At 71.4% G+C, this 23,770-nt stretch carries 25 protein-coding genes; 13 read left to right on the top strand and 12 right to left on the bottom strand.

Annotation, left to right across the window (positions count from 1 at the left end):
• Window positions 1–385: 385 nt before the first annotated feature.
• The 3 genes from hisN to aroA all read right to left on the bottom strand — a co-directional run bounded on the left by hisN (window position 386) and on the right by aroA (window position 3,625).
• Window positions 386–1,189, bottom strand: a complete 804-nt coding sequence (gene hisN / locus BJ992_RS27600; protein ID WP_184985910.1) for a histidinol-phosphatase — start codon at window positions 1,187–1,189, stop codon at window positions 386–388.
• 109 nt (window positions 1,190–1,298) lie between these two features.
• Window positions 1,299–2,381 carry a ribosome small subunit-dependent GTPase A gene (gene rsgA / locus BJ992_RS27595; protein WP_343072880.1) on the bottom strand — a complete coding sequence of 361 codons (1,083 nt, stop codon included), beginning with the start codon at window positions 2,379–2,381 and terminating at the stop codon, window positions 1,299–1,301.
• Window positions 2,351–3,625: a 3-phosphoshikimate 1-carboxyvinyltransferase gene (aroA, locus tag BJ992_RS27590; RefSeq protein WP_184985907.1), complete on the bottom strand. Its 1,275-nt coding sequence runs from the start codon at window positions 3,623–3,625 to the stop codon at window positions 2,351–2,353. The genes rsgA and aroA overlap by 31 nt, the downstream gene beginning before the upstream one ends.
• 101 nt (window positions 3,626–3,726) lie before the next feature.
• Between aroA and BJ992_RS27585 the strand changes: the two genes are divergently transcribed.
• Together BJ992_RS27585 and BJ992_RS27580 are read left to right on the top strand one after the other, a co-directional pair.
• Window positions 3,727–4,512: an SOS response-associated peptidase gene (locus tag BJ992_RS27585; RefSeq protein ID WP_184985905.1), complete on the top strand. Its 786-nt coding sequence runs from the start codon at window positions 3,727–3,729 to the stop codon at window positions 4,510–4,512.
• 173 nt (window positions 4,513–4,685) lie between these two features.
• Entirely contained in the window at window positions 4,686–5,018 is a 333-nt protein-coding gene (locus tag BJ992_RS27580; protein ID WP_184985903.1) for a TraR/DksA C4-type zinc finger protein, read from the top strand.
• Between the two features lie 17 nt (window positions 5,019–5,035).
• Here the strand turns inward: BJ992_RS27580 and BJ992_RS27575 are convergent, their stop codons facing one another.
• Entirely contained in the window at window positions 5,036–5,776 is a 741-nt protein-coding gene (locus tag BJ992_RS27575) for a methyltransferase domain-containing protein (protein WP_184985901.1), read from the bottom strand.
• A 225-nt stretch (window positions 5,777–6,001) separates the two neighbouring features.
• Here BJ992_RS27575 and BJ992_RS27570 point away from each other — a divergent pair, with 225 nt between their 5' ends.
• The 8 genes from BJ992_RS27570 (at window position 6,002) to BJ992_RS33350 (ending at window position 12,637) form a co-directional block, all read left to right on the top strand.
• The gene (locus BJ992_RS27570; protein ID WP_184989122.1) at window positions 6,002–6,607 is read left to right on the top strand and encodes a sigma-70 family RNA polymerase sigma factor; all 606 of its coding nucleotides are present in this window, start codon (window positions 6,002–6,004) and stop codon (window positions 6,605–6,607) included.
• Between the two features lie 88 nt (window positions 6,608–6,695).
• Complete coding sequence (gene rsrA, locus BJ992_RS27565) at window positions 6,696–6,968, top strand: mycothiol system anti-sigma-R factor (protein ID WP_184985899.1); 273 nt, start codon at window positions 6,696–6,698, stop codon at window positions 6,966–6,968.
• A 67-nt stretch (window positions 6,969–7,035) separates the two neighbouring features.
• Window positions 7,036–7,968: an NAD-dependent epimerase/dehydratase family protein gene (locus BJ992_RS27560; protein ID WP_184985897.1), complete on the top strand. Its 933-nt coding sequence runs from the start codon at window positions 7,036–7,038 to the stop codon at window positions 7,966–7,968.
• 105 nt (window positions 7,969–8,073) lie between these two features.
• Complete coding sequence (locus BJ992_RS27555; RefSeq protein ID WP_184985895.1) at window positions 8,074–8,250, top strand: hypothetical protein; 177 nt, start codon at window positions 8,074–8,076, stop codon at window positions 8,248–8,250.
• A 32-nt stretch (window positions 8,251–8,282) separates the two neighbouring features.
• Entirely contained in the window at window positions 8,283–9,638 is a 1,356-nt protein-coding gene (locus tag BJ992_RS27550; RefSeq protein WP_184985892.1) for an HD-GYP domain-containing protein, read from the top strand.
• Complete coding sequence (locus tag BJ992_RS27545; RefSeq protein WP_184985890.1) at window positions 9,635–10,903, top strand: HD domain-containing protein; 1,269 nt, start codon at window positions 9,635–9,637, stop codon at window positions 10,901–10,903. Before BJ992_RS27550 ends, BJ992_RS27545 begins: the two co-directional genes overlap by 4 nt.
• Before the next feature lie 120 nt (window positions 10,904–11,023).
• Window positions 11,024–12,361 (top strand): ATP-binding protein, encoded by a 1,338-nt coding sequence (locus BJ992_RS33355; RefSeq protein ID WP_184985888.1) that lies wholly within the window; start codon window positions 11,024–11,026, stop codon window positions 12,359–12,361.
• 63 nt (window positions 12,362–12,424) lie between these two features.
• Window positions 12,425–12,637: a biotin/lipoyl-binding carrier protein gene (locus BJ992_RS33350; protein WP_184985886.1), complete on the top strand. Its 213-nt coding sequence runs from the start codon at window positions 12,425–12,427 to the stop codon at window positions 12,635–12,637.
• 23 nt (window positions 12,638–12,660) lie between these two features.
• Here BJ992_RS33350 and BJ992_RS27530 read toward each other — a convergent pair whose 3' ends face one another.
• Window positions 12,661–13,041 (bottom strand): thioesterase family protein, encoded by a 381-nt coding sequence (locus BJ992_RS27530; protein ID WP_184985884.1) that lies wholly within the window; start codon window positions 13,039–13,041, stop codon window positions 12,661–12,663.
• A gap of 108 nt (window positions 13,042–13,149) precedes the next feature.
• Here BJ992_RS27530 and bsaP point away from each other — a divergent pair, with 108 nt between their 5' ends.
• Both bsaP and BJ992_RS27525 read left to right on the top strand, forming a co-directional pair.
• The gene (gene bsaP, locus BJ992_RS34625) at window positions 13,150–13,350 is read left to right on the top strand and encodes a biotin synthase auxiliary protein BsaP (RefSeq protein ID WP_484592960.1); all 201 of its coding nucleotides are present in this window, start codon (window positions 13,150–13,152) and stop codon (window positions 13,348–13,350) included.
• A gap of 130 nt (window positions 13,351–13,480) precedes the next feature.
• Window positions 13,481–15,154: a serine/threonine protein kinase gene (locus tag BJ992_RS27525; RefSeq protein ID WP_184985882.1), complete on the top strand. Its 1,674-nt coding sequence runs from the start codon at window positions 13,481–13,483 to the stop codon at window positions 15,152–15,154.
• Window positions 15,155–15,195: 41 nt separating this feature from the next.
• Here the strand turns inward: BJ992_RS27525 and BJ992_RS27520 are convergent, their stop codons facing one another.
• From BJ992_RS27520 to BJ992_RS27500, 5 genes are all read right to left on the bottom strand, one after another.
• Complete coding sequence (locus tag BJ992_RS27520; RefSeq protein WP_184985880.1) at window positions 15,196–16,842, bottom strand: acetolactate synthase; 1,647 nt, start codon at window positions 16,840–16,842, stop codon at window positions 15,196–15,198.
• A 111-nt stretch (window positions 16,843–16,953) separates the two neighbouring features.
• A complete protein-coding gene (gene bioB, locus BJ992_RS27515; protein WP_184985878.1) occupies window positions 16,954–17,952 on the bottom strand; it encodes a biotin synthase BioB in 999 nt (332 codons plus the stop codon).
• A 31-nt stretch (window positions 17,953–17,983) separates the two neighbouring features.
• On the bottom strand, window positions 17,984–18,700 hold the full coding sequence (bioD, locus tag BJ992_RS27510) for a dethiobiotin synthase (RefSeq protein ID WP_184985876.1): 717 nt from the start codon (window positions 18,698–18,700) through the stop codon (window positions 17,984–17,986).
• Between the two features lie 42 nt (window positions 18,701–18,742).
• Complete coding sequence (locus BJ992_RS27505) at window positions 18,743–19,489, bottom strand: UTRA domain-containing protein (RefSeq protein WP_184985874.1); 747 nt, start codon at window positions 19,487–19,489, stop codon at window positions 18,743–18,745.
• A complete protein-coding gene (locus BJ992_RS27500) occupies window positions 19,486–20,643 on the bottom strand; it encodes an 8-amino-7-oxononanoate synthase (protein ID WP_184985872.1) in 1,158 nt (385 codons plus the stop codon). The genes BJ992_RS27505 and BJ992_RS27500 overlap by 4 nt, the downstream gene beginning before the upstream one ends.
• Window positions 20,644–20,712: 69 nt before the next feature.
• Between BJ992_RS27500 and BJ992_RS27495 the strand changes: the two genes are divergently transcribed.
• Entirely contained in the window at window positions 20,713–22,170 is a 1,458-nt protein-coding gene (locus BJ992_RS27495) for a histidine kinase N-terminal domain-containing protein (RefSeq protein ID WP_184985870.1), read from the top strand.
• 68 nt (window positions 22,171–22,238) lie between these two features.
• Here BJ992_RS27495 and BJ992_RS27490 read toward each other — a convergent pair whose 3' ends face one another.
• Window positions 22,239–22,493, bottom strand: coding sequence for a WhiB family transcriptional regulator (locus BJ992_RS27490; RefSeq protein ID WP_184985868.1), 255 nt, complete (start codon window positions 22,491–22,493; stop codon window positions 22,239–22,241).
• A 292-nt stretch (window positions 22,494–22,785) separates the two neighbouring features.
• Window positions 22,786–23,751, bottom strand: coding sequence for a diacylglycerol/lipid kinase family protein (locus tag BJ992_RS27485; protein WP_184985867.1), 966 nt, complete (start codon window positions 23,749–23,751; stop codon window positions 22,786–22,788).
• Window positions 23,752–23,770 lie beyond the last annotated feature (19 nt).

The following is a 23,770-nucleotide window of genomic DNA, read 5'->3' as shown; positions in this document are numbered from 1 at the left end:
AACGGGTAGGACGGTAGGGAGCCAAGATGACTTGATTCCCGGTGAAAGGTGAACGAGGGGTGAACGTGCCCGGTCACTCTCGTTGTGAACGGTCCAAACCGCTTTGCCCCGGCTTGACGCACCGCACCTGGCTCGTCACGCGCCTGCTCGCCACCGCGTGACCGTCCCGTTCCTGCGCGTGAACCCGACTGTGGCGCGGCGGTCACGGCGCGGGTGGCGGCGCCTGCCGTACTTTCGAGGCACACGAGAGGAGAGGCGCATGCTTCCAGGGTGCGGGCAATGTGACTGTTACCTCGACGACCGGGTGAACCTCAGGCCGCCGGACGAGCGCTGAGCCGCTTCCCGCGGGCCGTTCACCCGCTGGACGGGCCGCGGGGACGGGTGCTTAACGTACGCTGACACCGCCGGTGCCGAGACGCTTGATCACCTCGGCGTGCAGTGCCGGGTTGCCGCACACCATGCTGCCGCCGTCGACGTCCGGCGTGCCGGACAGGTCGGTCCACACGCCGCCGGCCTCCTCGATGATCACGGTGAGTGCCGCCATGTCCCACGGCGACAGCTCGGGCTCGGCCGAGATGTCCACCGCGCCTTCGGCCACCAGCATGTGCGACCAGAAGTCGCCGTACGCGCGGGTGCGCCACACGGCCCTGGTGAGGTCGAGCACGGCGTCCAGTTTGCCGCGGTCCTCCCAGCCGGTGAGGCTGGAGAACGAGAACGACGCGTCCGCCAGCGTGCTCACCCCGGACACGTGGCACCGGGTCGCCTTGGTCAGCCCGCGGCCGGTCCACGCGCCGCCGCCCTTGGCGGCCCACCAGCGGCGGCCGAGCGCCGGAGCCGACACCACGCCGACGACCACCTCGCCGTACTCCATCAGCGCGATCAGCGTGGCCCACACCGGGACGCCGCGCACGTAGTTCTTGGTGCCGTCGATGGGGTCGATGACCCAGCAGCGGGTGCCGTGGCCACGGGTGCGGCCCATCTCCTCGCCGATCACGGCGTCGCGGGGCCTCGCGCGCCGCAGCGTGCCGCGGATGGCCTCCTCGACCGCCTTGTCGGCGTCGCTCACCGGCGACAGGTCCGGCTTGGTCTCGACCCGCAGGTCGGAGGCCCGGAACCGGCGCATGGTGAGATCGTCGGCACTGTCGGCCATCATGTGCGCCAAGCGCAGATCGTCGCTGAAGCCCGTCACACCGACAAACGCTATCGTGCGGCCTCCGCCGGCAGCAGTCCCCTGCCGATACCCGTCCGTACCGGAGCCGTTCCCCGGCGTGTCCTCAGGCGGTGTTTCAGGTGGGGTGTCAGGTGGGGTCGCCGGCCTCCACGGGAAGCTCCCCGGTCTCGCCGGCGTCGTCGGGCTCGCCTTCCCGGCTGGCCAGCAGGCGGCGCAGTGACGCGAGCCGCACCGGCTCGGCGTTGCCCTTGGCGACCCACTCGTCCAGGGAGCAGTCGTCGCCGCGGTGCGTGCAGCCCTTGGGGCAGTTGACGGTGCCTTCGGCGAGGTCGGGGAACGCGGCGAGCACGTTGTCGATCACCACGTGGCCGAGGCCGAAGCTGCGCACCCCCGGCGTGTCGATGATCCAGCCGCCTCCCGGCAGCTCCAGCGCCACCGCGGAACTGGAGGTGTGCCTGCCGCGTCCGGTAACGGCGTTGACCTGGGACACCGCGCGTCCGGCGTCCGGTACCAGCGCGTTGACCAGGGTGGACTTGCCGACCCCCGAGTGGCCGACGAGCACACTGAGCCGGCCGTCCAGCCGTGCGCGCAGCTCCGACAGGTCGCCGCCTTTGCGCACCACGAGATAAGGCACGCCGAGCGGTTCGTACCTGGCGACGATGGCGTCCGGCGGGGCGAGGTCGGCCTTGGTGAGACACAGCAGCGGCTCGATGTCGGCGTCGAACGCGGCCACGAGGATGCGGTCGATCATGCGGGGCCGCGGCGGCGGGTCGGCGAGCGCGGTGACGATCACGAGCTGGTCGGCGTTGGCCACGATGGGCCGCTCGACCTCGTCGGTGTCGTCGGCGCTGCGCCGCAGCATGGACGTGCGCGGCTCCACCCGCACGATGCGCGCCAGCGTGTCGGCGCGGCCCGAGGTGTCGCCGACCAGGCCCACGCGGTCGCCGACGACGATGCCTTTGCGGCCGAGCTCACGGGCCCGCATCGCCATGACGGCCACCGGCTCGGCGGCCGGGTGACCGGTGAGGTCGGTGCCGACCAGGCAGGTGTAACGGCCGCGGTCCACCGCCACCACGGCCGCCGGCACGGCGTCCTCGTGCGCGGGACGGCGCCGGGTGCGCGGCCGGGACCCCTTGCCGGGCCGGACCCGGACGTCGTCCTCGTCGTACTCGCGTCGTCTCAGCGGCCGTCCCCCAGCATCTCGGCCCACATGCGGGCGAACTCCGGCAGGGTCTTGGCGGTGGTCGCGATGTCCTCGACCTGGACCCCCGGCACGGCCAGGCCGATCATCGCGCCTGCCGTGGCCATGCGGTGGTCGGCGTAGCTGCGGAACACGCCGCCACGCAGCGGACGCGGCCGGATGACCAGGCCGTCCTCTGTCTCGGTGACGTCGCCGCCGAGACCGTTGATCTCGGCGGCCAGCGCGGCGAGCCGGTCGGTCTCGTGTCCCCTCAGGTGCGCGACGCCGCGCAGCGTGCTCGGCGAGCCGGCGAGCGCCGCGAGGGCCGCGATCGACGGGGTCAGCTCGCCGACGTCGCGCAGGTCGGCGTCGATGCCGGTCAGCCGGCCGCCGGTCACGGTGAGGCCGTCCGGGCCGCGGGTGACCGTGGCCCCCATGGCGGCCAGCAGGTCGCGCAGCGCGTCGCCGCCTTGCGTGGTGTGCTCAGGCCAGTCGGGGACGGTCACCGAACCGCCGGTGATGGCGGCGGCGCCGAGGAACGGCGCGGCGTTGGACAGGTCGGGCTCGACCACCATGTCACGCGCGCCGATCGGGCCGGGCTCGATGCGCCAGACGTCGGGCTCGGTGTCGTCCACGCTCACCCCGGTGGCGCGGAGCATGGACGTGGTCATCTCGATGTGGGGCATGGACGGCACCGGCGGGCCGTCGTGGCGCAGGATCAGGCCCTTGGCGAAGCGCGGCGCGGCGAGCAGCAGGCCCGAGACGAGCTGTGAGGACGCCGAGGCGTCCAAGGTGATCTCCCCGCCGGTCACCGGCCCGGTGATCGTGAACGGCAGCGCGTCGCCGTCCACCGTCGCGCCGAGGCTCCGCAACGCCGACAGAAGAGGGCCCATCGGACGCACCCGGGCCTGCGCGTCGCCGTCGAAGAAGACCGGCTCGGCGGCGAGCGCCGCGACCGGGGGGACGAACCGCATCACCGTGCCGGCCAGGCCGACGTCGATGGATGCGCCGCCACGAATGGCGTGCGGCGTGACGTGCCAGTCGGCCGTGGCGGTGCCGCCGCCGGCCGCGGTCAGCTCGGTGCCGAGCGCGCGCAGCGCGGCCACCATGAGGTCGGCGTCACGGCTGCGCAGCGCGCCGCGCACGACGCCGGGAGCGTCGGCGACGGCGGCGAGCAGCAGCGCGCGGTTGGTGATCGACTTGGACCCCGGCAGGCGCACGGTCGCGCGCACAGGACCCGGCGCCGACGGCGCCGGCCACAAAGGAGCTGGCATGCTCCGAGCCTACCGGGACCCGCGGTCCCACAGGGGCGGCGCGGGCTCGGGTGTGTGGTCCGGGGTGACCATGACAGGGGGATTGGTGGCAGGCTGAGGACATGTGTGGGAGATACGCATCCGCGCGCAAGCGTGAGAAGTTGCTGCAGGAGTTCGAGATCGGGTACGACGGCACGTCCGAGGAGCTCGCCGCGGACTACAACGTCGCCCCCACCAAGAAGGTCTACGCCGTGCTCACCCGGCCGCACGAGGACGACAGCGACAAGAAGGACAAGAAGGACAAAAAGGAGAAGGCGGAGCCGACCCGGCAGCTTCGTGTCCTCAAGTGGGGCCTTGTGCCGAGCTGGGCCAAGGACCCCTCGGTGGGCTCACGCATGATCAACGCGCGGGTCGAGACGCTGGCCGAGAAACCGTCGTACCGCCGCGCGTTCGCGCAGCGCCGCTGCCTGTTGCCGGCCGACGGCTACTACGAGTGGTACAAGGTCGACAAGAAGACCAAGCAGCCTTACTTCATCCACCCCGCCGACGGCGCCGTGATGGCGATGGCCGGGCTGTACGAGTTCTGGAAGGACCCCTCGCGCGCCGACGACGACCCGGACAAGTGGCTCGTCACCTGCACGGTCATCACCACCACTGCCGAGGATCGGCTCGGCCGCATCCACGACCGCATGCCGATGATCATCACCCCCGACAAGTGGGAGGACTGGCTCGACCCCGGCCTCACCGACGTCGACCGCGTCCGTTCCCTGCTCCAGGACTCCACGGCCCCGCGCGGCCTGGCCGCCTACCCGGTCTCCAGCGACGTCAACAACGTCCGCAACAACGGCCCCCACCTGCTCGATCCCGAAAGCGAGGAGGAGTCCCTGTTCCGTATCGAGGCCGGGTAGGAAAAGCAGGCTCACACCGGTGTAAGTAACCGGCCGGATGGGCATCCGGTGAAGAAAGAGCGATGGCTCATGTGCAGACGGTCACCGCCTCAGGCACCCCCTCGGCGCCTGGCGGGAGTTCCGGGGGATCCCGCGCACAGCCGTGTCCAGATTCTTCCCGGAGGTGCGGATTCGTGGACGACGCGACCGCTCGTACCCAGCTGGAAACCATGCTGACCGAACTCGACCGTTCCATCACCGTCCTGCGCGGCGACCCCGCGACCCCCGCCGACCGCTCCCAGGCCGACGGCGGCTCCCTGCTGACGGAGACCGACCGCGCACGCGCCATGCTCGAAGCCGCCACCCGCCAGCGCACAGCCGTACTCGCCGCACTCAAACGCCTCGACACCGGCGACTACGGCCGCTGCGTCGACTGCGCGCAACCGGTCCCCGAAGGCCGCCTGGCCGCACGACCCGAGGCGGCCCGCTGCGTCCAGTGCCAGTCCGCGCGCGAACGCCGCCGCTGACCGTTCTCGCCGCGGCCTCAGCCGGGCCGGCGCGCGCTCGCGACCAGGTGGATGCCGACCGTGTCGTCGTCGTCGGGGTGGGCCTCGAGTTCGGTGCGGACGAGCCAGGCGAGGGCCTTGGCGTCGGCGGCGAGGACATGGTCCACCGTGGACGGGGAGAGGACGGTGCGGGGGCGGACCCATTCGACTTCGAGGCCGGCGTCGGTCAGGAGTTCGCGTAGCTGGGTGCTGGTGAAGCAGCGGGTGATGCTGCCGTCGGGCCAGGGGACGAGCATGACCTCGCTGGTCTGGCAGAGGTGGGCCCAGTAGTTCTGCTCGGCCATGATGGCCATGCCGAGGACCAGGGAGTCGACGGAGGCGAGGACGCGGCCGCCGGGTTTGAGTACGCGGACGACGTCCTGCACGGTGGACTCGGCCATGAGTTCCAGGGAGAGCACGCGTTCCTCGGCCACGACGGCGTCCACGCTGGCGTCGGGGAGGAAGCTCAGGTCGTCGGCGCGGACCCGGCGGATGTGGTCGGGGATGTCGCGCTGGCTGGGGTCGAGGGGACGGCGGAAGTCGACGACCTCGATCACGTGGTGGCCGGCCTTGGCGGCCTGGACCGGCCAGTGGCCGCGGCCGCCGGACAGGTCGAGCAGGAGGCAGGGGCGGTCGGGGAGCCAGCGGCGCAGCTGCTCGGCGACGACGGCGTGGTAAAAGGTCCAGTACGGCCCTAGTGCGCCTGAGCCGTTCAGTTCGTTGGCCGGGATGGGCAGCACACGTGGCTCCTGGACGGTCGGGGCTGGACCAGCCGGTACGTATCTTTTTCCCCGTACCGGGTCGTTCGTCACCTTCTAGTTACCGGGAACAGATGCTATGCCTCGCGTGTTGCACACGTGCGTAAACACGCGAGGAGGTTCCGTCTCATGCTGATGGCCGAGGTCGGCGATCGGGTCGTGACGCACCAGCCGGTATTCTCGGCTGTGTACGGCGCGCATGAGGGGGTGGGTCCGGTCTCAAGGACAGCCGAGGAGACACTGGAGCAGCGCAGCGAGCGGTTCGAGCGCGACGCCATGCCGTACCTCGACCAGCTCTACTCAGCCGCGCTCCGGATGACGAGGAACCCCGCCGACGCCGAAGACCTGCTTCAGGACACCTTCGCCAAGGCGTTCGGCTCGTTCCACCAGTTCCAGCAGGGCACCAACCTGAAGGCCTGGTTGTATCGCATCCTCACCAACACCTTCATCAACAGCTACCGCAAGAAGCAGCGCGAGCCCAAGCAGTCCGGCACCGAGGACATCGAGGACTGGCAGCTCGCCCGTGCCGAGTCGCACACCTCGGCCGGCCTGAAGTCCGCCGAGATCGAGGCGCTCGAGCACCTGCCCGACAGCGACATCAAGGACGCGCTCGCGGCGTTGCCCGAGGAGTTCAGGATCGCGGTCTACCTGGCCGATGTCGAAGGTTTCCCCTACAAGGAGATCGCCGACATCATGGGCACCCCCATCGGCACCGTGATGTCACGTCTCCACCGGGGACGGCGGCAGCTGCGGACCCAGCTAGAGGATTACGCGCGCGAACGCGGGCTCGTGCGATCGGAGGACGCGTCGTGATGGCGCTCGGCGGCATGGATGTGAACGGGGCCGCGCCGGCGGCGTGGGGGACGTCGCCGGCACCGACGGTACTGGTGAGGTGTTGGCGATGAGTTGCGGCGATCCGCATGACACCGACTGCAGGGAAGTGCTCGACCGGGTCTACACCTTCCTGGACGGTGAGCTCGACGAGAGCAAGCGTTCCGACATCCGGCAGCACCTGGACGAGTGCGGTCCGTGCCTGGAGGAGTACGGCCTGGAGACGGTCGTGAAGCAGCTCGTGGCCAAGCACTGCGGCTGCGACGCCGTCCCCGAGGACCTGCGGGCCAAGGTGCTCAACCGCATCGCCTCCGTCCGCAGCGAGCTGGCCGAGGCCGAGTAGCGCCGAGGCGCGCGGCACGTCCGTCCACCAGGCGTGGGACGACGCGCCGATCTCCTAGGATGCCGGGATGCGGGTACTCGTAACCGGCGGCGCCGGCTTCATCGGATCCACTCTCGTCGACCGCCTGCTGGCCGACGGCCACGAGGTCGCCGTGGTGGACGATCTGTCGTCAGGAGACCACGCCAACCTGGCCGGCGCGGAGCGCAGCCCGCGGTTCACCCTACACACGCTCGACGTGCGCGACCCGGCCCTGACGGGCCTGATGGCGCAGGTGCGGCCCGAGGTCGTGTGCCACCTGGCCGCGCAGATCAGCGTGCGGATCAGCGTCGCCGACCCGGTGCGCGACGCGCGTACCAACGTCGAGGGCACGGTCAACGTCCTGGAGGCCGCGCGTGCCGCCGGCGGCAGGAAGATCGTGTTCGCGTCCTCGGTGGCGGTGTACGGCAGGCCCGAGGTGATCCCGGTGCCGGACGGTGCGGCGACCGATCCCCGCTCGCCGTACGCGGCGTCCAAGCTCGCCGGCGAGACCTACCTGTCCATGTACCGCGCGCTGCACGGCCTCGCGTACACGACGCTGGTGCTGTCCAACGTGTACGGCCCCCGCCAGTCGCCGGACGGTGAGGCGGGAGTGGTGTCGATCTTCACCGACGCCTTGCTGCGCGGCGAGCCCACCGTGGTGTTCGGCGACGGCTCGCAGACCCGCGACTACGTCTACGTGGACGACGTCGTGGACGGCTTCACGCGCGCCTGCGGCCCGCACGGCGACGGCCGCAGGCTGAACCTCGGCACCGGTGTGCGCACCACCGACCGTGAGCTGCACTCTCTGGTCGCCGCCGCGGCCGGCGCCCCCGACGAGCCGCGTCCCGCGCCGCCGCGCCTCGGTGACCTGCCGGCCATGGCCGTCGATCCCGCTCCCGCGCTGGACGCGCTCGGCTGGCGGCCGCGCACCGACCTGGTGACCGGCCTGAAAGCCACCGTCGAATGGGCCAGATCGCGTTAGCTGCGGGTAGTGGTTTGATTACGCTTTGGATGCGATTCTTTCGACTTCCCGTACGCGAGCGGCGGTTTCTGTAGCCTGAGTCCCGACTCGATGGGGAGGGGGAACATGGTGAAGGAACTGGCCAGACGCATGATGGCGGCCATGATGACGGCCGTGGTGAGCCGCACGGTGAGAGGTGCCGGCCCGGTGTGGGTCATGGCCGCTCTCACGGTCGTCCTGGCCGCGGCGGCCATCGTCACCGGCACAGGCGGCGGCGTGCCGACGGGGATCTCCTGGATCTGAGCGCGTGGCCGTGACGGCCGGAGGTGGCGGCGATGCGTGATCTCCCGTGGCCGGCGAGGGTCTATCTGACCGCGCTCGTCGGCGCCGCTGTGGTGTTGATAGGACGCGGCCTTTTCCCGCCGGACCGCTTCGCGGGGCACGAGTGGCCGACGTTGCTGGTCCTGGCCCTGCTGTTCCTGGTGTGCGAGTCGGTGCCGACCTTGCTCAACGTCGAGCAGGCGGCCATCTCGGTCAGCTTCTCGGCGGCGCTCGCCGCCGTGGTGCTCGTCGGTGACGTCGGCGCCGCCATCGTCGGCGCCACCGCCGTGCTCAGCGTGCGGCCGGGCCTGGCCCTGCACAAACGTCTGTTCAACGGCGCGCAGTTCGCCGTCTGCGGCCACTCCGCCGGGCTGGTCTACGCCATGCTCGGCGGCCCGTCCGACGTGCCGTCCATCGACGGGTTCCCGGCCCTGCTCGGTCCGTTCATGGGGGCCGCCGCGGTGTACGTCGTGTTCAACGTCCTGCTGTTCGGGGCCATGCTGTGGCTCGTCGGCGGCCTGCGCGCTCCTGAGCTGTCCCTGCGGGCCCTCGTGCAGCCGCTCGGCTCCTACTTCGGCTACGCGACCTTCGGCCTGCTGATCGTGGGGCTGTGGGCCACCGTGCAGTCCATCTCGGCGGTGCTCGTGCTGCTGCCGTTGTTCATCGCGCGGTGGACCTTCGGCCAGTACCGCGCGCAGCAGCGCTCGTACGACGCCACCATCGCGGCGCTGTGCCAGGCGGTCGAGACCAAGGACTTCTACACCAGGGGCCACTGCACCAGAGTGTCCAGCGCCGCCACGATGATCGCGCAGGAGATCGGCATGGGCTCCGAGCGCACCAAGGCCATCGGGTACGCCGGCATGCTGCACGACGTCGGCAAGCTCGGCGTGCCGACCAAGGTGCTCCAGAAGGAAGGCAAGCTCACCGAGGAGGAGTTCGCCGCGATCCAGCTCCACCCGATGCGAGGTCTCGAGATCGTGCGCGGCATCGACTTCCTCGACGAGGCGTTCGCCGGCATCATGCACCACCACGAGCGCCAGGACGGCCGGGGGTACCCGATGGGCCTCGCCGGCGCCGAGATCCCGGAGTTCGCGCGGGTCATCGCGGTGGCCGACGCGTTCGACTCGATGACCTCCGACCGCTCCTACCGCAAGGCCAAGTCGATCGACGAGGCCCTCACCGAGCTGCGCAAAGGCGCCGGCACGCAGTTCGACCCCGAGATGGTCACCGCGTTCGTCCGCGCGATCGACCGCCGCGGCTGGGATCCCCCTGGCCGGGTCACCCGGCCGCAGGCCGGTGAGGTGGTCGAGCCCGTGGCCAAGGACCACGACGACCCGACGACACCCATCGAAGTGGTGTCGGAGCGGTGACCACGGCCGAGCGGGCCTTCCCCAGAGTGGACACCGGACGGCTGCTGCTGATCTGCGCCGCCGGGCTGGTCACCGTGGCCGGTCTCGCGCACACCGCGGCGACCGGCCTGCTCGACTACGAGAACGCCGTGGCGTTCGGCGCGCTGGTCGCCGCGGGGGAGCTGGCGCGGCTGACGATGCCGGGCAACCGCGAGGTCGCGCCGATCGGCGCCGCCGCGGCCCTCGGGTACACCCTGCTGCTCGACGTCGGGGGCCGGCCCGCGACGCATTCGGCGTTCCAGGTGGTCGCGGTCATGGCCGGCGGCATGGCAGTGGGTGCGTTGCCGCACCTGGCGGTCGGCCGGCCGCCGTACCTCGACGCCATCGCGAGGCGCCTGCTGTGCGGCGCGCTGCTGGCCTTCGCCTACCGTCCGCTGGCCGCCGATCTGTTCGCGACCACCGGGCCGGGCCATGACTCGTGGTGGGTCGTCCTCGGCGTGATGGCGCTGCTCGTCACCGTGACGCTGGCGGCCGACATCGTCGTCGCGGCGCTGTTACGCGCCGAGCAGGTGCGCACCGCGTTCCGTGTCGCGGTGCGCGACGAGATCAACATGGCCGCGCCGCTCGGCGCCGCGGTCGCCGCGTCCGGCATCCTGCTGGCGCTGGCCTCTCACAGCATGAGTCTCGCGGCGCTGCTGGTGTTCGCCGCGCCACTGCTGGTCACCCAGATCGCGTTCCGCAAGTACGCCGGCATCCGCGCCACCTATCTGCAGACCGTCCGCGCGTTGTCCCGTGTCACCGAGGTCGGCGGGTACGTCGAGCCGGGGCACTCGCTGCGGGTCAGCCGTCTCGCGCTCGCCATCGGCAGGGAGCTCGGCATGGCGGAGCCCGAGCTGCTTGAGCTGGAGTACGCCGCGCTGATGCACGACATCGGCCAGCTCTCGCTGCGCGACCCGATCCCCGGCGGCGCGACCGTGCTCGCCGACCCCGAGCAGGCCCGCAGCATCGCCGAGCTCGGCGCCGAGGTCATCCGCAAGACCGGGGTGCTCGGCCGGGTCGCCGAGATCGTGCGGCGCCAGTGCGACCCGGTGACCGCCGCCGACCCGCCACCCCTCGCCAGCCGCGTCATCAAGGCCGCCAACGCCTACGACGACCTCATGGGTGGTTCCGCCGACCGTGACCGCGCCGCCGCCACCCTCGACCGTCTGCGCCTCGATCCCCGCCGTGAGTTCGACCCCGTCGTCGTGGAGGCGATGGCCAAAGTGGTCGATCGTCCCGCGCGATGACCCTTCCGTCCGGCATTGTGGGTTTCCTACAGACGCGACACGGGGGTTCGGTGGTTTCCCCGGGGGCTGTGGATGTGGTCGCGGTCATAGGGTTGTGATCCGTCGAAGGGAGCCTGCACGGTGTTCGGAAGCGTTCTTGTGGCGAACCGCGGGGAGATCGCACGACGGGTGATCCGCACGGTCAGAGGCATGGGGTTGCGCGCGATTGCGGTCCATTCCGACGCGGACGCCGAGTTGCCGTTCGTCGCCGAGGCGGACGACGCGTTCGCGCTCGGGCCGGCGGCGCCGGCCGGCAGTTATCTCGACATCTCCCGCGTGCTCGAGGCGTGCCGCGCGACCGGCGCGGAGGCCGTGCACCCGGGGTACGGCTTCCTGGCGGAGAACCCCGCGTTCGCGCGTGCCGTCACCGAGGCGGGCCTGGTGTGGATCGGGCCGTCCCCGGACGCCATGGAGCGCATGGGTGACAAGATCAACGCGCGGAACCTCATGGAGGCGGCCGGGGTGCCGGTCGCCGCGGGCACCCGCGAGCCGGTCACCGATGTGGACGGCGCGCTGGTGGCCGCGGCCGAGGTCGGCTACCCCGTCATGGTGAAGGCCTCGGCGGGTGGCGGCGGCATCGGCATGGGGGTCGCGCACGACGAGGACGGGCTGCGCAAGGCCTTCGACGCGGCGGCGAGGGCCGCCGCGCGGTTCGGCGGCGTCCCGTCGGTGCTGATCGAGCGCTACATCGCGCGCGCCAGGCACGTCGAGGTGCAGATCCTCGGCCTGGCCGACGGCACGGTGGTCGCGCTCGGCGAGCGCGACTGCTCGGTGCAGCGCCGCCACCAGAAGGTCGTGGAGGAGTCGCCGTCACCCGGCGTGAGCGCCGGCCTGCGTGCGCGCATGCTGGAGGCCGCGGTCCGTGCCGGTGAGGCCGTGTCCTACCGCGGCACCGGCACGGTGGAGTGCCTGGTGGACGTGGAGCGGGACGATTTCGTGTTCCTCGAGATGAACACCCGGCTTCAGGTGGAGCACCCGGTGACCGAGCTCGTCACCGGCGTCGACCTGGTGGAGCAGCAGCTCCTCGTCGCGGCGGGTGAGCCGGTCACGTTCACCCCGGGGGCCGATCCGCAAGGGCACGCCATCGAGCTGCGTGTGTACGCGGAGGACCCGAAGCGGTTCTTCCCCGGACCCGGCAAGATCGACGTGTGGGAGGAGCCCACGGGTGCCGGCGTGCGGGTCGACTCCGGTTACACCACCGGCAACACCGTCACGGCGTTCTACGACCCACTGATGGCGAAGCTGTGCGTGTACGGCGCCGATCGAGGGGAAGCGCTCGCTCGGGCCCGTGCCGCCGTGGCGGCGTTCCGCGTGGAAGGTCCGAAGAACAATCTGCCGTTCTGCGCGGAGCTTCTGGAGCATCCTGAGTTCGTGACCGGTGACTACGACACGGGATTGGTGAGTCGCATGCGTGCGTGACCGGTAGCCGCAGAAACGGTTCCGGTCCGTATAGTTCTTGATCATCGATTGAGGGGAGTAGCCGTGGCGGAAGTACGCGCGGAGCTGGTGGCCAACGTCTGGAAAGTCGTGGTCGCCGAGGGGGACACGGTCGAAGAGGGTGACACCTTGGTCATCCTGGAGTCCATGAAGATGGAGATCCCCGTGGTGGCCGAGGACGCCGGCGTGGTGAGCGCGCTGAAGGTGTCGGAAGGCGACGTGATCCAGGAGGGCGACCTGATCGCCGTCATCGATTGACCTGTGAGCGGCGACCGGGGGCCTCAGCGGCCGAGGCCGCCGAGGAAGCGCTCGCGATCCACGACCAGCCGTTCGATGACGGCCGTGGCGACGGTCCGCGTGCGGTCGTTCGCGGTGACCTGGAAGACCAGGCGCCTGCCGTCCACCTCGACCAGCTCGGCCACCACCTCGACATGGGTGCCGACCGGGCTGGCCGCACGGTGCTCAAGGGTGACCTTGGTTCCCACCGAGGTGCTCCCGGCCGGCAGGTGACCCTGCACCGCGCGCACGGTGGCGGCCTCGGCGAACGCCAGCAGCCGGGGTGTGCCGAGCACCGGGACGTCGCCACTGCCCTGCCTGATGGCGGTGTCCCCGCGCTCGACCATGATGAGGAGCTCGGCGCGCAGCCCGGCGGCGATCGTCATGCGGGTCACCCTATTGGAAGAGAGTCGCATGCGAGGTGCCGCGCACAGGGGACGCCGCTCGTCCCGGCTCGTCCCGGCTTCACCGGTTCCCGGTCCTGACGGGGAACCATGCAATACGCTTCTGGCGTGAGCCCCTTCTGCGACCACTGCGGTCGCCGTCACGACGACGGCGAGCATTCCGCATGCCGTGCGGCGCGGCTCATGGAGCCACCTCGCTACTGCCCGGCGTGCCGGCGTCGGCTCGTCGTGCAGGTGACCCCACGGGGCTGGTCGGCCCGCTGTGTCGAACACGGCATGACGGCGAGCTGAGCGGCCCATGTGAATCCAGTGACCACAGGGTTTTGTGATGGTGGCGTGACCTGGCCGCGACACTGATCCGCTTTGTTGGAGAACTCTGGGGCGTCATCTGGTTGTACGGATTGGGGTAAGCGGGGGAGACATGGTGGCCCAAGGGACCACGCTGGCGGGACGTTACCGTTTGGACGTCCGTATCGGCGCCGGCGGCATGGGTGAGGTGTGGCGCGGTGAGGACATCGTGCTGGCCCGCACCGTCGCCGTCAAAGTGCTCTTACCCGGACGCAGCGACGACCCGGGCTTCGCGGCACGCTTCCAAGGGGAGGCGCGTGCCATGGCGACGATCAACCACCCGGGGGTCGTCGATGTGTACGACTACGGTGTGAGCGACGTGCCGGGGGCCGGGCCGACCGCCTACCTCGTGATGCGTTTCGTGGACGGCGAGCCGCTGGACCGCCTGCTGGCGAGGCTCGGCCGCATCGCGCCTGAGCCCGCCGTCGAGCTCATCGCGCAGGCCGCGTCCGCGCTCCAGGCCGTGCACGACGGCGGCATCGTGCACCGTGACGTGAAGCCCGGCAACCTGCTGGTCAGGCCGGACGGCACGCTCGTGCTCACCGACTTCGGCATCGCGCGCGCCGAGGTCGGCCACCGGCTCACCGACGCCGGCATGGTGCTCGGCACCGCGGCCTACTGCGCGCCTGAGCAGGCCGAGGGCCAGCCGGTCACCCCGGCCGTCGACATCTACGCGCTCGGCGTGGTCGCCTACGAGTGCCTGGCGGGCCGCCGTCCGTTCGACGGCGACACCCCGGTCACCATCGCCTTGAAGCACATCCGCGAGGATCCGCCGCCGCTGCCTCCCGACATCCCGCCACCGGTGCGTCATCTGGTGGAACGTGCCCTCAGCAAGGATCCCGCGCGCCGCTGGCACAGCGCCGCCGAGATGAGCGCCGCGGCCCGTCTCACGCTGCGCGGCGACACCGGCACCCCCGACGGCGTCGTGACCGGCCTCACCGGCATGGTGTCCACCGGACAGCACCTCCATCTGGCGTCCCCCGAGACCGGCACGAACCTGGCGTGGCGGGAGAGTGACCCCGGCAGGCCCACCACGGCCACCCCGCCGCCGTACATCATGTCCGCCCCCACCCAGGGCTCCGCCGTCCCGCCGCGCCAGGACCCTTCCGGGCCTCCCGGTGGGCCGTCGTCCGGATCCCGGCGCGGACGCCGGGCCGCGCCGCGCCGTGGCCGCGTGGGGCTGGTCGCCGGCATCGTCGCGGTCGGCGCGCTCCTCGGCGGCGGAGGCGCGGTGGTGTTCAACCAGCTCGCCAACACCGGGGCCTCCGCCGCGGGGACCACCCCGACGCCGACGGTGGAGCCGACCGAGAGCCACGCGCGGTCCACACCCTCCGGCCGGCGTCCCCGCCCCACGCCGACGCCGCGCACGCCGACCCGTGCCGTCGAGCCCACCGAGAACGACCCCACCCCCACTCCTACCCCCACCCCGACCCCCACGACGACCAGGACACCTTCGCCGTCCCCCACCCCCACCAAGGAACAAGCCGCCAAGAAGGTCGTCCCCGCGGTCATCAACCTGACCCAGACGCAGGCCACCACCCGCCTGCGCGCCGCCGGGTTCAAGACCAAGGTCGACATCAGTGGCGAACCGAGCGACGAGGGCTGCACCCGCGTGCTCGACCAGACCCCCGCCGCCGGCACCTCGTGGGCCGTCGACCGTTACGTCACCATCGTGGTCGAGCAGGGCATCCCGTGTCCCGGCCAGAACGAGCCGTCGACGCCGACCCCCACCCCGTCAGGCGGCTGACCTCCCCGGCCGGCCAGGAGCCGGCCGGGGGACGAGGCGCGTCAGATGCCGGTGGTGGTGCGGGGGTAGGCGATCTGCGGGTCGGTGGCGATGTTGACGAGGTACGGCACGCCGGAGTCGAACGCGCGGCGCAGCGCGGGCCCGATCTCGGCGGGTGAGGTGACCAGCTCGCCGGCGCCGCCGAGCGCGGTCACCACCTGGTCGTACCGGCACTGCGGCTGCAGCTCCGCGGCCACGTCGTAGCCGTACAGCATCTGCATGGGGTGCTTCTCCAGGCCCCACATGCCGTTGTTGCCGCACACCATGACGACCGGCAGCTTGTGCCGCACCAGGGTGTCCACGTCCATCAGCGAGAACCCCGCGGCGCCGTCGCCGAGCAGCAGCACCACCTGCGACCGCGGCCGCGCGAGTCGCGCCGCGATGGCGTAACCGAGGCCCGTGCCGAGGCAGCCGTACGGCCCGGGGTCCAGCCAGCAGCCGGGCCGGCGCGGCTCGACGTACTTGCCGGCGTACGACACGAAGTCGCCGCCGTCGCCGATCACCACGGCGTCGTCGTCGAGCAGGCGGTTCAGCTCGCCGTACACCCGCATCGGGTGGATGGGGTCGGCGTCGGACTCCATCAGCTCGGCGTCCCCCGCGATGGCCGCGGCGGCATTCTCCGACAAGGTGGTGAGCCACGGCGCGTACGCCTTGGGGGACACCCCGGCCTCGCCGCAGGCCGTGCCGAGGCTCCAGAACAGCAGGGACAGGTCCCCGGCCGCGGACGCCGCGGTGCCGACGTGCGTGGCGAGTTGCGACGGCGCGCACGCCAGGTGGACGACCTTGGCGAGCGGCGCGCCTTCCTTGCCGCCGAAGAAGCCGTACCCGAGCCGGAAGTCCAGCGGTGTGCCGGCCACGATGACCAGGTCGGCCTGCGAGAACGCCGTGCCGCGAGCCCGGGTGACGAGCAGTTCGTGACCGGCCGGCAAGATGCCGCGGCCCTGGCCGTTCGGGACGACCGGCAGCCGGTAGGTCTCGGCGAAGTCCCGCGCGGCCTCCTCGGCGCGGTCCATCCAGACGTCGGAACCGAGCACGAGCACCGGACGCTCGGCCTCGGCGATGAGCCGCGCGATGCCGGCGAGCGCCTCGCCGTCCGGCTCAAGCGGTGACGGGGTGAGGGTCTCGGCCTCGTGCGGCGGCGACGGCGCGAACAGGTCGTCCATGTAGAAGTCCAGGAAGACCGGGCCGCGGTGCGGGGAGATGGCGGTGCGGAACGCCATCTCGACGTCCTGGCCGATCGAGTCGGCGCCGCCGGCGGTGAACGCGAGCTTGGTGATGCTCTCGAACAGCGGCGGGTGGTCCATCTCCTGCAGCGCGCCGGAACCCCAGCGCGACCGCGGCGCGCGGCCGCCGAGCACGACCACCGGAGAGCCGTTGAAATGGGCCGTGGTGACGCCGCTGACGCCGTTGGTGATGCCGGGCCCCGCGGTCAGCACGGCGAGACCGGGCCGGCGGGTCAGCCGGGCCATGGCCTCGGCGGCGAACACCGCGCTCTGTTCGTGCCGTACGTCGACGATGCGCATCCCCTCGTGGACGGCCCCGTCGTACAACGGGAAGACGTGGCCGCCCGAGAGGGTGAACATGATCTCGGCACCGTAGGCTTGTGAGACGGCGACCGCGATGTCGCCGGCGTGCTTTGCAGACTCCATGCGCTGAACTTACCTATTTACCGCCGGGTCAATCCTGCTGGTGGCCCCGTGTTCGAGGCCGGGACGGCGGCCCGCTCACGGGCCGCCGCGCGCAGGGGACCGCGCACCCTGTCAGAGGGTCGGCGACAGCGCCTTGATCGGCATCTTCAGGTCGGCGAGCAGCTCGAGATCCTGCTCGGGGGTGCGGCCGAGAGTGGTCAGATAGTTGCCGACGATGATCGCGTTGATGCCGCCGAGCATGCCGTCCCTGGTGCCGAGGTCGCCGAGCGTGAGCTCGCGGCCCCCGGCGTACCGCAGGATGGTGCGCGGCAGCGCCAGGCGGAACGTCGCGATGGTCTTCAGCGCCTCGGCGCCCTCGACCAGCGGGTAATCGGCGAACGGCGTGCCGGGCCTCGGGTTGAGGAAGTTCAGCGGCACCTCGTCGGGGGCCAGCTCGCCGAGCTGGCCGGCGAACTCGGCCCGCTGCTCCCTCGTCTCACCCATGCCGATGATGCCGCCGCAGCACAGCTCCATGCCGGCCGCGCGGACCATCTGGCACGTGCTGAGCCGCTCCTCCCAGGTGTGGGTGGTGACGACCGCGCCGAAGTGGGACCGCGCCGTCTCCAGGTTGTGGTTGTAGCGGTGCACCCCCATCTCGGCCAGCTCGTCGACCTGCTCCTGGGTGAGCATGCCGAGCGAGCAGGCGACGTTGATGTCCACGGCGTCCTTGATGGCCTTGACGCCTTCGCGCACCTGGTCCATGAGCCGCTGGTCGGGCCCGCGCACGGCCGCGACGATGCAGAACTCGCTGGCCCCGGTCTTGGCGGTCTGGACGGCGGCCTCGACCAGCGAGGGGATGTCCAGCCACACCGATCGCACGGGGGACTCGAACTTGCCGGACTGCGAGCAGAAGTGGCAGTCCTCGGGGCACCCCCCGGTCTTCAGCGAGATGATGCCCTCCACCTCGACCTCGGGGCCGCACCACTTCATGCGTACCTCGTGGGCGAGCCCCAGCAGCTCACCGAGACGCTCGTCGGGTAGTTCCAGGCAGGTCAGGGCCTGCTCGGCGGTCAGGCCGCGACCTTCGTCGAGCACCTGAACCCGGGCGATCTCCAGGATGTCCATACTCATCGGTCCCGCTTGCTCCCTCGCGTCGGCTGGGTCACAGACTAAGGGCTGCCCGGAAGCCGGAAGGATCGAACCCGCCTCCAAGTGGCGATCCGAGCCCTCGCCTGGCCGTCCGCGCGAACTCCGCACGGTCCAGCGCGGCCGCGCCGGCCGGCAGCACGCCGGCCAGGGGCCGCGCGGCCAGCATCTCCAGGTCCGGTACGTTGCACCGCTCGGCGAGGCCCGGCTGTTCGGGCCAGGAGCCGATCACCACGCCGGCGAGGTCCAGGCCGCGGCCCGCCAGGGCCTCCAGGGTGAGCGCGGTGTGGTTGAGTGTGCCGAGACCGGCCCGCGCCACGACGAGGACGGGGGCCCGCAGCGTGCGGGCCAGGTCGGCGATGGTGGCGCCGTCCTCGTCGAACCGCACCAGCAGCCCACCGGCGCCTTCCACCAGCACCAGGCGGTGCGTCTCTGCCAGCTCTGAGACGCGCGTGGCCGCGGCGTCCAGGGACAACGGCGGCAGCCCGGCGGTGCGCGCCGCCGCGGCGGGGGACAGCGGGTCGGGGTAGCGGGCCAGCTCGAACGTGGTGGTGACCCCGGCGAGCCTGACCACCTCGTCCAGGTCGCCGGGTTCACCGGGGCCCACACCGGTCTGCGCGGGTTTGACCACGGCGACCGGCGCGCCGCGTTCGCGGGCCAGCGCCGCCAGCGCGGCCGTGACGACCGTCTTGCCCACCCCGGTGTCGGTGCCGGTGATCACCAGAACGCTCACCGGCACCACACTAGGGGTTGTCACACACAGGCGCCGCGCGGCTCAGGCGCCGTGCGTGCCGTCCTGCCGCGCGGGCCGGTGCAGGCGCGTGACGAACTTGTACCGGTCCCCCCGGTACAGGGACTGGGCCCACTCCACCGGCTGGCCGTCGGCGTCGAAGGCGTGCCGCGTGAGCAGCAGCATGGGGAGCCCCACGTCCACGCCGAGCACCTGTGCGTCGTACGGCGTGGCGAGCACCGTCTCGATGACCTCCTCGGCGTCGGTGAGCCGTACGTTGTAGGCGTTGTGCAGCGTCTCGTACAGCGAGGCGTGCACCTCCAGCTCGCGCCGCAGCCGCGAGAAGCGCCGCGCGGACAGGTGGGTGGTGTCGATGGACATCGGCTCGCCGTTGGCCAGGCGGAGCCGGTGGATGCGCAGCACCCGGCCGCCGGGGTTGATGCCGAGCCGCTTGGCGAGGGTCTCGTCGGCGGAGATGTAACTGATGTCCAGGATCTTGGTGTCCGGTTCGAGGCCGACGGTCCGCAGGTCCCCGGTGTAGGAGGTCAGGGCGAGCACCTGCGCGACCTTGGGCTGGGCCACGAACGTGCCCTTGCCCTGGATGCGCAGCAGGCGTCCCTCGACGACGAGTTCCGTCAGGGCCTGCCTGACGGTGGTGCGCGACGTCTCGAAACGCACGGCGAGCGCGCGTTCCGGCGGCAGTGCCGCACCGGCGGGCAGAGACTTGGTGAGCTCCAGCAGGCTGCGTTTGACGTCGTAGTACTTGGGGATCCGGGGAGATTCTTCCGTCACACGTTCACCTTCATCTCGGCCACCGCGGTGAGCGCGCGTCCGATCACCACGAGATCATCCGAACTCAGATTGGCCCGTGCGGTCAATCTCAGGCAAGACCGGCCGGACGGCACGGACGGCGGACGGAAACATCCGGCACGCACGCCGAGCTCGGCCAGCATGGCCGCCGCGCGCACGGCGGCGTCCGGCGGGCCGAGCACCACCGGCACGACGGCCGCCGCCGGGTCCGCGGTGGCGAGACCACGGTCCCCGGCCATGCGTGCCAGCGCCGACGCGTTGTCACGGGCCTGCCTTGGCAGGTCGGGATGGCCGCCAACGATATCAATGGCCGCGAGCGCGGCCGCGGCGGCCGCCGGGGCGAGCGCCGTGTCGAAGATGAAGGGACGGCCGGTGTCGATCAGGGTCTCCACCACCTCAGGCGCGCCGAGCACGGCGCCACCCTGCGAGCCGAGGGACTTGGACAGCGTGACGGTGCGCACGACGTCAGGCGCGCCGGCGAGGCCCGCGTCGTGCACCGCGCCTCGGCCGCCGTCGCCGACCACGCCGAGGGAGTGCGCCTCGTCCACCACGAGCAGCGCGCCGTGCGCACGCGCGGCGGCGTGCATCTCGGCGACCGGCGCGAGGTCGCCGTCCACGGAGAACACCGCGTCGGTCACCACCAGCGCGTGCTCCTCCTCCCGGTCGGCCAGCACCTTGGCCACGGCGCTCGCGTCCTTGCGCGGCGTCACCACCACGCGCGACCGCGACAGGCGGCAGGCGTCGATGATGGACGCGTGGTTGCCGGCGTCGCTCACCACCAGGCCGCCGGCGCCGAGCGTCGCCACCGCCGCGAGGTTGGCCAGGTACCCCGAGGAGAACACCAGCGCGCGCGGCGCCGCCGCGAAGGCCGCCAGGCGCTCCTCCAGCTCGGCGTGGACCCCGGTGGTGCCGGTGACCAGCCGGGAACCGGTGGACCCCGTTCCCCAGCGTTCCGTGGCGCGTACCGCGGCGGCGATGAGGCGCGGGTCCCTCGACAGGCCGAGGTAGTCGTTGGACGCCAGGTCGATCAGGCCGTCGTGGTCGGGGGTACGGGGACGCGCGGCCCTGCGCAGCCCCGCGGCGTCACGCGCCGCGGCGGCCACACGCAGGCGGGCCAGGGGATCGTTGTGCTCCATTCGCAGAATCTTCCCAGTGGCCGCCTGCTCGATTCGCTTTCCGGGGTGGTTAGCACGCATGATGCACACGTGCCGACGCTCAGCGACCTCGTGGGTCGCCACACGACCCTGGACCCGGCCGACCTGGAATGGATGCAGTCCCTGGTGTCGGACTGGCAGCTGCTGGCCGACCTGTCGTTCGCCGACCTGATCCTCTGGGTGCCGCTGCGAGAGGAGTCGGCGTGGCTGGCGGTGGCGCAGATGCGGCCGACCACCGGCCCCACGGTGTACCACGACGACGTCGTCGGGACCATCGTCGCGGCGGGGGAGCGTCCACTGATCGACACGGCGTGGCAGGAGCGGCGCATCTGCCGTGAAGGTGACCCCGACTGGTCCAGTGGTGTGCCGGTGCGCGAGGAGACCATCCCGGTGCGGCGCGACGACCACTTCGTGGCGGTCATCCAGCGCTCCACCAACCTGTCGTCGGCCCGCACACCCTCACGCCTGGAGCTGACCTACCTGCAGAGCGCCTCCGACCTCGCGCAGATGGTCGCCGAGGGCCGGTTCCCCTTCCCCGACGAGGGCCCCATCCTGGTCCGTTCGCCGCGCGTGGGGGACGGGCTGCTGCGCCTGGACCGCGCGGGCCGGGTGACGTACGCCTCGCCGAACGCGCTGTCGGCGTACCGGCGGCTCGGGCTGCACGCCGACCTCGTCGGCACCGACCTCGGCCGCACCACGGCGGCACTGTGCTATTCCGACGAGCCCATCAACGAGGACCTCATGCTGGTGGCGAGCGGCCGCACGCCGCGTGAGACTGAGGTCGAGGCGGGGGCCAGCGTCGTGCAGCTGCGCGCCATCCCGCTCATCGTCGGCGGGGGCCGCATCGGCGCGCTCGTGCTGATCAGGGACGTCACCGAGCTGCGGCGCCGTGAGCGCGAGCTGATGACCAAGGACGCCACGATCCGTGAGATCCACCACCGGGTGAAGAACAACCTCCAGACCGTGGCGGCGCTGCTGCGGCTCCAGGCGCGGCGGCTGCGGGTCCCCGAGGGCCGGGAGGCGCTGGAGGAGGCGGTGCGGCGCGTCGGGTCGATCGCGATCGTGCACGAGACCCTGTCGCACACCCCTGAGGAGATCGTCGACTTCGACGACATCGCCGACCGCGTGATCGCGATGACGGGTGACGTGTCGGCGGCCAATGTCATGCCGCGGCGGGTCGGCAGTTTCGGCATGCTTCCCGCGATGGTGGCCACGCCGATGGCCATGGTGCTCACCGAGCTGCTGCAGAACGCCGTGCAGCACGGGTTCTCCTACGGCAGCGGCAGCATCACGGTGGTGGTCGCGCGTACCGAGGAGCGTCTCGATGTGACCGTGGCCGACGACGGCCAGGGCCTGCCTGAGGGGTTCGACCTGGAGTCCTCGACCAGCCTCGGCCTGCAGATCGTGCGCACGCTCGTGGTCGGCGAGCTTTCCGGCCGGCTCGCCGTGCGGCCGCGCCAGGGCGGGGGAACGGAGGTGTCGCTCACGATTCCCGTTCAGCCGGCCTAGCGCGGTGTCCTCGTCGTCCGCGGACCTCGGGGTCCCGCGGTCGTGCTTGTGCTTGTGGTGGTGCTCGGTCAGACGGCCAGGCGTGCGCGGGTGCGCGCGCTGCGGCGCTTGAGAGCGCGGCGCTCGTCCTCGCTGAGCCCGCCCCACACGCCGGCGTCCTGGCCGGACTCAAGGGCCCACTTCAGGCAGGAGTCGACTACCGGGCACGAACGACAGACCTGCTTGGCTTCTTCGATCTGCATCAGTGCGGGGCCGGTGTTGCCGATCGGGAAGAACAACTCGGGGTCCACGTCACGGCAGGCAGCGCGGTGGCGCCAGTCCATGCGTTCCACTCCTTCGTAGGCGGAGCCTCGTCGGGGGCTCCGAGCGGTGACGAATGATTGTGAACTCTTTCACTAGCAAGGGCGAAATTTTGCCTGGACCTTGGGATGGGGTCCAGGAAACATCGCTGTGACCGCGGCGGGGACCTTTGAGGACAGTTCGCACCCTCAAACGTCCTACGTTCCGACGTCACGTTGAGCTTTTCAGGCATGCCCAGGTCACGCAAGAGGTTTGGGGGAAGGTTTTGCCGGAGTTAGATGTCGGATGCGTCACACTATGACGGGAAGTGAGCGTTTAGACCAAAACGTGTAACGCGGCCGGAACCGAAACAAAGGTCACCCGTTCCCGCTCCCCGAGGTAGTCACCGTCGAGCTGGAACGCCGTCGGACGCCGCGCGACCAGCGTGAACTCCTCCTCGTCGTGGAGTTGCACCAGGTGACTGCCCCGTGCCAGGCCCGTGCGCTCACCGATGATCTGCTGGACGATGCTCGCCATCGCCACCGGCCCCATGCGCCGCAGACCCAGCATGTCCAGGCCCGTGTCGAACCCGGCCCACGGGGTGGGGTTGACCGGCCGGCCACCCGCGTACGTCCACGGCGCGGTGTTGGAGATGATCGCCATGTGGATGCCGTCGATCGGGTGGCTGTGCGGCCGCTCCAGGCGCAGCGCCGGACGGTGGCGGTCGGTCATGAGGTAGTGGCGCACCGCCGTGCCGATGTACCGGGTGGGGGAGGCCTTGTACCCGGCGGCGCGCAGGCCCTCGACCGCGCGGATCACCTCCGCGTCGTACCCCATGCCGGCGGCGAACGTGAAATACCTGCTCCTGGTGGTGCGGCCCGCCACGCCACCACCGATCGCCGCGTCGTCCCACGTCGCCTTGCCGAGCCCGACCGTGCGGCGGCGATCCTCACGCAACGCCTCGAGCACCGCGCCGGTCGCCTCCACCGGATCGTTCGGCAGCCCGAGCGAGCGCGCCATGACGTTCGCCGAACCACCCGGGATCACGATCAGCGCCGGCGGCTCACCTTCGCCGTCCAGCATGCCGTTCACCGCCTCGTTGACGGTGCCGTCACCGCCGAGCACGGCCACCGTGTCGAAACCCTTGGCCCGCGCCGTACCCGCGAGCAGCGAGGCGTGACCCCGGTAGGCGGTCTCCTCGACCGTGAGGTCCACAGCCGCGCCGAGCGCGCGGATCAGCACCTGGCGGGTGCGCCGGTGCGTGGAGGTGGCCTTGGGGTTGACCAGCAGGAGAGCGCGCATGTCGCCAGCGTAGCCACCG

This window comes from Sphaerisporangium rubeum (assembly GCF_014207705.1).
Lineage (GTDB): Bacteria > Actinomycetota > Actinomycetes > Streptosporangiales > Streptosporangiaceae > Sphaerisporangium > Sphaerisporangium rubeum.
The sequence above is the reverse complement of the archived record's forward strand: the minus strand, read 5'-3'. Positions and strand labels throughout refer to the sequence as shown.

Excerpts from the sequence above, each read along its gene's own strand:
- BJ992_RS27520 (WP_184985880.1), bottom strand. The coding sequence starts at position 16,842 with ATGGAGTCTGCAAAGCACGCCGGCGACATCGCGGTCGCCGTCTCACAA.
- BJ992_RS27550 (WP_184985892.1), top strand. The coding sequence starts at position 8,283 with ATGCGTGATCTCCCGTGGCCGGCGAGGGTCTATCTGACCGCGCTCGTC.
- BJ992_RS27485 (WP_184985867.1), bottom strand. The coding sequence starts at position 23,751 with ATGCGCGCTCTCCTGCTGGTCAACCCCAAGGCCACCTCCACGCACCGG.
- aroA (WP_184985907.1), bottom strand. The coding sequence starts at position 3,625 with ATGCCAGCTCCTTTGTGGCCGGCGCCGTCGGCGCCGGGTCCTGTGCGC.
- BJ992_RS27555 (WP_184985895.1), top strand. The coding sequence starts at position 8,074 with ATGGTGAAGGAACTGGCCAGACGCATGATGGCGGCCATGATGACGGCC.
- BJ992_RS27500 (WP_184985872.1), bottom strand. The coding sequence starts at position 20,643 with ATGGAGCACAACGATCCCCTGGCCCGCCTGCGTGTGGCCGCCGCGGCG.
- bsaP (WP_484592960.1), top strand. The coding sequence starts at position 13,150 with ATGCAATACGCTTCTGGCGTGAGCCCCTTCTGCGACCACTGCGGTCGC.
- bioB (WP_184985878.1), bottom strand. The coding sequence starts at position 17,952 with ATGAGTATGGACATCCTGGAGATCGCCCGGGTTCAGGTGCTCGACGAA.
- BJ992_RS27530 (WP_184985884.1), bottom strand. The coding sequence starts at position 13,041 with ATGACGATCGCCGCCGGGCTGCGCGCCGAGCTCCTCATCATGGTCGAG.
- BJ992_RS27490 (WP_184985868.1), bottom strand. The coding sequence starts at position 22,493 with ATGGACTGGCGCCACCGCGCTGCCTGCCGTGACGTGGACCCCGAGTTG.
- BJ992_RS27560 (WP_184985897.1), top strand. The coding sequence starts at position 7,036 with ATGCGGGTACTCGTAACCGGCGGCGCCGGCTTCATCGGATCCACTCTC.
- BJ992_RS27525 (WP_184985882.1), top strand. The coding sequence starts at position 13,481 with ATGGTGGCCCAAGGGACCACGCTGGCGGGACGTTACCGTTTGGACGTC.
- BJ992_RS27585 (WP_184985905.1), top strand. The coding sequence starts at position 3,727 with ATGTGTGGGAGATACGCATCCGCGCGCAAGCGTGAGAAGTTGCTGCAG.
- rsrA (WP_184985899.1), top strand. The coding sequence starts at position 6,696 with ATGAGTTGCGGCGATCCGCATGACACCGACTGCAGGGAAGTGCTCGAC.